The following is a 5,865-nucleotide window of genomic DNA, read 5'->3' on the forward strand; positions in this document are numbered from 1 at the left end:
CCGCGTCAGCCTGTGGGTGGGGGGCGAGCGCCGCGTGCAGGCGGGACGGCATGCGCTGCACGAGGCGGCAGCCCATGGCTTTGTCGCGGCCCGCGCGGCCACCCTGCAATCCTGAGGCCCCCGCATGCCATGGGCCCGCGAAACCCGCCAGAAACGTTCCAGAATCACGCCATGACCGATACCGCTCCCCCTCCCTTCGTCTTCCACCAGGGCACGGCGCCGCTGCTGATCTCCATGCCGCATGCGGGCACCCATGTGCCGCCCGACATCGCCGCGCGCCTGACCGAGGAAGCCCGCCACGTGCCCGACACCGACTGGCACCTGCCGCGCCTGTACGAGTTCGCCAGGGCCATGGGCGCCTCCATCCTCGTGGCCACGCATTCGCGCTATGTGGTGGACCTGAACCGTCCGCCCGATGGCGCCAGCCTCTACCCGGGCCAGAGCGTCACCGGCCTGTGCCCCGTGGACACCTTCGACGACACGCCGCTGTACGCCGACCCGGCCGATGTGCCCGCAGACGCCGAGATCGCCGCGCGCCGCGAGGCCATCTGGGGCCCGTACCACGCACAGCTGCGCGCCGAACTGGACCGCCTCAAGGCCGTGCACGGCACCGTGGCGCTGTGGGACGCGCACTCCATCCGCTCGGTGCTGCCGCGTTTCTTCGAAGGCAAGCTGCCCGACCTGAACCTGGGCACCGGCAAGGGCACGAGCTGCGCGCTGGAACTGGCCGAGCATCTGCTGGCCATTGCGCAGACCGCGCCGGGCCACACCGCCATACTCAACGGCCGCTTCACGGGCGGCTACATCACGCGCCACTACGGCCAGCCCGAGGCCGGCATCCACGCCGTGCAGCTGGAGATGACGCAGTGCAGCTACATGCAGGAAGCGCTGCCCTTCGACTACCTGCCCGAGCGCGCCGAACAGATCCAGCCCACGCTGCAGCGCATGCTGCAGGCGGTGCTGGACTTCGTGCGCAAGCCGACCTGACACGGCGCCGCGCCGGGGCCGCAGATATTCATCGTCTGCTTGGGCGTTTTGCCTTGCAGCGTTGACCGGCTGGCCCTTTCTGTGTCCCGGCCTACCTGACCCTTACAGTCTTCACTGCCTTGGAGGTGATCCGGTCTAGCTCCTTGCTGTGAAACAGGTCAATGCACTTCATTGTGTTGAATTCCGAGGGCACTGAACCGCCGTATTTCAGGGCAACATACTTGGCAACCAGAGCCCGGAGGTCGTCATACACGGCCAAGTCTTGTTGACCAAATTCCAGGTAGGCTCCGGCGGTGGACCCGGCGTCCCTGGCAGTGCGCTCGTCCTGAGCCACTTGCGCCAAGCAAATGCTGAGCGCCCAATTCTTCAGAAGGGTCTTCTGGCTGTACTTGCTTGTTTGCGGGAGCGTCTGCGCCTGCACCGTTGCGCAAGCGATACCAGCCAAGACCCATAGCAGGACTGAGGGCTTCATGGCAATACCCAAATGGATGCAATGTCGGGCACGAACGTGCCGTTGTCAGGGTCCGACATCAAGTGGCAAGTGTCAGAGCATTCCGTGCCGTTCCATAGGGTCACATGGCCGATTGCATTGCCCCATCCGTGGCCCTTGACGACGATGATTCCCTTCATACCAATAAAGTCGGTCGTCTTCGGCGAACGCACGGTTTTTTCAGCCTTGCCAAAAGTCTTTTCCAAATACGCCATCATTTCTGCCACTCTGTACATGTACTGTCTACCGTCAGCCCCACTCACGGTTTTGTAGGTGCTGCCCTTCGGAATTGGAAATCCCGTCATGTTGAGCACATAGCTCATCCGGATCGGACAGGCATTCTCAAAGCCTCCAAGCTTTGGGTCGAGCTCGGTGTTCTTTTGAACCATGCCGCCGATCTTTCGGCCGACCTCTTTAACGGGAATGCGCACTGCCATGAAGGCATGCCATGCTTGGCTGAAGGCCGGACGTTTGGTAGCCATAAAGATTTCTTTTCTTAGAGCCGCTGAAAAACCATTGATACGTTGCTGCTTCGCGCCTCGCCTCAGCCGTCAATCCTCGATTTAATGGTTTGCACTGTACTGAATCGGCATTCCATTTTATGAACTGCCTTCGATGGGCGACCTACCTGGTCTTTTCGATGGAAGGGATCATAGACAAGATTGAGATCAATCGATCATGAGGACTTCTTCAGAATAATCTTATAAATGTAAGTAAATGAATTTGAAGTTCCATGTGGCTGCTTAATTTTTTTTCTGAATGCAGGCATGGATCTATATGACGGAATGGCCGCCGCCGCTGGCCGGTCTTCTCCAGCACGGGCGCGGTCGGGGTGGCGGGCTGCCACCAGCGCTTGCCGCTGGACTTCGTCACGACACGGCGCGTGTCCTGATCAGCCTTCGTCGTGGCAGTGGCCCGGGCAGGGCCCGCCCATGGCCACGGGCGGCGGGTCGCCCAGCCAGCGGCGTGGCCCGGGGCCGTTCTGTGCGCACAGGTCGCCGGGGTTGTGCAGCACGCAGTGGCGCAGCGAGAGGCAGCCGCAGCCAATGCACTGGTCCAGGCTCTCGCTGAGCCGCTGCAGCTCGCCTATGCGGTCGTCCAGCCGCTGCTTCCAGACCCGCGACATCTTCTGCCAGTCCCCGCCCGTGGGGACATGGCGGCTGGGCAGCTTGGCCAACTGCTCGGCGATCTCCTCCAGCGTGAAGCCGATGCGCTGGGCGAACACCACGAAGGCGATGCGCCGCAGCGACGAGCGGTGGTAGCGCCGGTGGCCGCTGGCGCTGCGCACGGACTCGATCAGGTTCAGCGACTCGTAAAAGCGCAGCGCCGAGGCCTTGACCCCGCTGCGCTGCGCCACGTCGCCGATGCTGAGCAGCGGATCATCCTCGGTTTTCATGGTGGCTTTCCTTCGTGGCTTGACTTCAAGTTCACTTGAACTCGAAGAATGCGGCCATTCTGAGCGAAAGCGCAGGAACAGGGCAACCGGGTCTGTACCGCCCATGCGAGCGTCCTGGCCGGACTGCGAAATTCTTTGGCCGAGTGCTGCAATGACGCAGCTGCCGTTCATTCATACAGTAATGGGTCTCATTTGTATTGAATGGCATCGGCCGGAGGTTTCCATGTACATCGACAGCAGCAGCTTTCCCCTGGTCCGCATGGGCTACGAGCGCGACAAGGCCGTGCCCGTGGACCGCTTGCTGGAGGACTTCTCGGCCCTGCTGGCCCGCGGCCAGGCCTTTGTCTTCTTCAGCGACGGCGACATGGCCCAGGAGGAGCGCTCACCCGAGGAGCGCAAGCAGGTCGTGCTGTGGATGAAGGCCCGCCGCCCCGAGCTCAAAAGCCTGGTGCGCGCCCTGGTCCACGCCGAGCCCGATGCGCACAAGCGCGCCGAGGCCGAGGCCTTCGCACAGATGTTCGGCAAGGCCTGGGGCTATCCCATGCTGCTGGTGGCCTCCCCCGAGGAGGCGCAGCAGCGTGCACGGGAGCTGCTCGGGTCCGATTGATGACCGATTGACATGAACTGAGAGAAACACCATGAATGCCGTGGATTCCGCCCTGCTCAAAGTCCTGCCCGAGAGGTGGGATCCCGACCATGTGGACCGTCCCGTGATCGTCCTGCCGATGCGCTCGGGCCCGGGTGACTGGGCAATGGACTTCCATGCCCACCGCAAGAGCCAGCTCATGGTCACCAATGCGGGCCTGATCACGCTGGAGACCGAGGCCGGCGTCTGCGTGGTGCCGCCGCGCAGCGCCGCCTGGATTCCGGGCGGCACGCTGCACCGCGTCAGCTGCAGCGGTGCGGCCAGCGGCCATATCGTCTTTGTGGAATCCGGCGCGGCGCGCCCCGCGCCCGGCCCCTGCCATGCGCTGGCCGTCTCGCCCTTTCTGCATGCCCTGCTGGAGCGCGTGCAGGGCCTGCCGCAGGACTACGAGCCCGACAGCGGCGATGGCCGGCTCATGCAGGTCCTGCTCGATGAAATCCAGAACGCGCAGCCCGAGGGCCTGCACCTGCCCCTGCCGCGCGACCGCCGCCTGCGCCGCATGACCGGCGCCCTGTGCGAGCAGCCCCAGCTGCAGGCGCGGCTGGCCGACTGGGCCCAGCGCATCGGCATGAGCGAGCGCAGCATGACGCGGCTGTTCCTGGCCGAGACCGGCCTCACCGTCAACCAGTGGCGCCGCCAGCTGCATGTGCTCACCGCGCTGCAGCAGCTGTCCCAGGGGCTGCGCATCCAGACCGTGGCCGATGCCCTGGGATACGAAAGCGCACCGGCCTTCGTGACCATGTTCCGCAAGGCCGTGGGCACCTCGCCGCGCCGCTTTCTGGCACTGCGCAGCGCGGTGCGCTGATCGCTACGAAAGCCGCAATCCCAGGCCGACCAGCACGGCCACCACCATCGCCGCCCCGAAGACATCCCAGCGCTGGATGCGCCGGTACCTGAGGATGACGACCAGGACGATGCCGATCAGCGTGATCAGCCGGGCCTGGAACACGGTGCCCAGCAGGAAGCAGATCACGATCTGCGCCCAGTAGGTGAGCAGGCCGGCCATCGGCGGCCTTTTCGATGCGGGCGGATTCGGGTCCGGTGCGGCCGGTGATGGCGATGCCGCGGGCAGGGTGCTTGCGGCGCCGGGGGCAGGGCCAGCCGCCTGTCGGGCGGCCTGCCGTTCCTCCTGGCGCTGCTCGCGCCGCTGCTGGTCGGTCTTCTCCAGCACGGGCGCTGCGGGTGCGGCCGGCTGCCACCATGGCTTGCCGCTGGCCAGCGCAGGTGCCTGCCCGCTGGCTGCCAGGCGCCGGAACGTGGCGTTTGCGGGGGGCTTGGCGCGCGCGGCGGCGCGGTCCTGCCGGCTGGCCTCGAGCAGGGCGTCGTTCGCCCGGTCCACAGGGCTGCGCGTGAGCTGCCGGGCCTGTGCCAGCAGCGGCCCGCCCTGCACGGGATCGACCTGGTGGACGAACTGCGCCATTCCCAGCAACTGCGAGGCATGGGCCGGCTGGCCTTGCCAGTGGGGCGCCTGGGCAGGCTGGACAGATTGGCCTGGCAGGCCGGGCAGGCCTGTCCCGGCCTGCGTGGCGCGGTGCAGGGCGGCGCGCAGGCGCCTGCGCGTCTGGCGCGATACGCCGGGCTTGTCCGCGTTCACCACCAGCCCCGTGACCTCCTGGCGGCGGCCCTTGCGCATCACGCGCTCCTTGTCGGGGTGGGGCGTGAAGCCTTCGTCGCGCAGTATCCAGCGCACGCGGCCCAGCAGCCGGCCCACGTTGTCGCGCGCGGCCTCGCCCGAGGCCGAGAAGGTCAGGTCGTCCGCATAGCGCGTGTACACAAAGCCCAGCTGCCTGGCCAGGCCCAGCAGGCGGCGGTCCAGGCGGCGGCACAGCAGGTTGGTGAGCATGGGGCTGGTGGGCGCGCCCTGGGGCAGCACGCGCTCGCGCGCCTTGCCGCCGACGAAGAGCTTCTCGCCATCCACCTGCCAGGCCTGGGCGCGGTTTTCGCTGCACAGCAGGGCCAGGAGGGTGGCCATGGCCTCGCCGTAGCCCAGATGCCGGAACACGCCCTTGATGCGGCCGAAGGCAATGCTGGGAAAGAAGTCCTTCACGTCCAGGTTGATGACCACGTCGTGGCCCGCATGCGGCGCGGCATTGCTCACGATGGAGCGGCCGGCCAGGAAGCCGTGCGCGGCATCGTGCGCGGGCACCTTGGCGAGGATGTTGTCCAGCACCCAGTACTGCGCGCGCTTGAGGCGCGGCATGGGCGCGGAGATCAGCCGCTCGCCGCCGGTCTTCTTGGGCAGGGTGAACGAGTGGTAGTGGTGGGTGCGGGCCACCTCGCGGTGAAAGCCCAGGAAGCGCAGCTCGGCCACGGTGATGCCCATGGCCTGCGCCAGCTGGGACGCGG

The 5,865-nt window shown here is 66.2% G+C and carries 8 protein-coding genes; 3 read left to right on the plus strand and 5 right to left on the minus strand.

What is annotated here, in order from left to right:
- The first annotated feature begins 129 nt into the window (after nt 1-129).
- Nucleotides 130-987, plus strand: coding sequence for an N-formylglutamate deformylase (gene hutG / locus L995_RS21635; protein ID WP_082001600.1), 858 nt, complete (start codon nt 130-132; stop codon nt 985-987).
- 91 nt (nt 988-1,078) lie between these two features.
- On the opposite strand, the gene L995_RS21640 is transcribed toward hutG, so the two are convergent.
- The 4 genes from L995_RS21640 to soxR form a co-directional block, all read right to left on the minus strand.
- Nucleotides 1,079-1,459 (minus strand): T6SS amidase immunity protein Tai4 family protein, encoded by a 381-nt coding sequence (locus tag L995_RS21640; protein WP_047473661.1) that lies wholly within the window; start codon nt 1,457-1,459, stop codon nt 1,079-1,081.
- On the minus strand, nt 1,456-1,959 hold the full coding sequence (locus L995_RS21645; RefSeq protein WP_047473662.1) for a type VI secretion system amidase effector protein Tae4: 504 nt from the start codon (nt 1,957-1,959) through the stop codon (nt 1,456-1,458). The genes L995_RS21640 and L995_RS21645 overlap by 4 nt, the downstream gene beginning before the upstream one ends.
- Before the next feature lie 208 nt (nt 1,960-2,167).
- Complete coding sequence (locus tag L995_RS33330; RefSeq protein ID WP_156136110.1) at nt 2,168-2,350, minus strand: hypothetical protein; 183 nt, start codon at nt 2,348-2,350, stop codon at nt 2,168-2,170.
- A 19-nt stretch (nt 2,351-2,369) separates the two neighbouring features.
- Nucleotides 2,370-2,873, minus strand: a complete 504-nt coding sequence (gene soxR, locus L995_RS21650; RefSeq protein WP_012202096.1) for a redox-sensitive transcriptional activator SoxR — start codon at nt 2,871-2,873, stop codon at nt 2,370-2,372.
- Between the two features lie 223 nt (nt 2,874-3,096).
- Between soxR and L995_RS21655 the strand changes: the two genes are divergently transcribed.
- Both L995_RS21655 and L995_RS21660 read left to right on the plus strand, forming a co-directional pair.
- Nucleotides 3,097-3,480 (plus strand): hypothetical protein, encoded by a 384-nt coding sequence (locus L995_RS21655; RefSeq protein ID WP_047473663.1) that lies wholly within the window; start codon nt 3,097-3,099, stop codon nt 3,478-3,480.
- 31 nt (nt 3,481-3,511) lie between these two features.
- The gene (locus L995_RS21660; RefSeq protein WP_016447389.1) at nt 3,512-4,324 is read left to right on the plus strand and encodes an AraC family transcriptional regulator; all 813 of its coding nucleotides are present in this window, start codon (nt 3,512-3,514) and stop codon (nt 4,322-4,324) included.
- A gap of 3 nt (nt 4,325-4,327) precedes the next feature.
- Here the strand turns inward: L995_RS21660 and L995_RS21665 are convergent.
- A partial coding sequence (locus L995_RS21665) for a reverse transcriptase family protein (RefSeq protein WP_047473664.1) occupies nt 4,328-5,865 on the minus strand: 1,538 nt, incomplete at its 5' end.

This window comes from Delftia sp. ZNC0008, from assembly GCF_000799035.1.
In the GTDB taxonomy this organism is placed as follows: Bacteria; Pseudomonadota; Gammaproteobacteria; order Burkholderiales; family Burkholderiaceae_C; genus Comamonas; species Comamonas tsuruhatensis.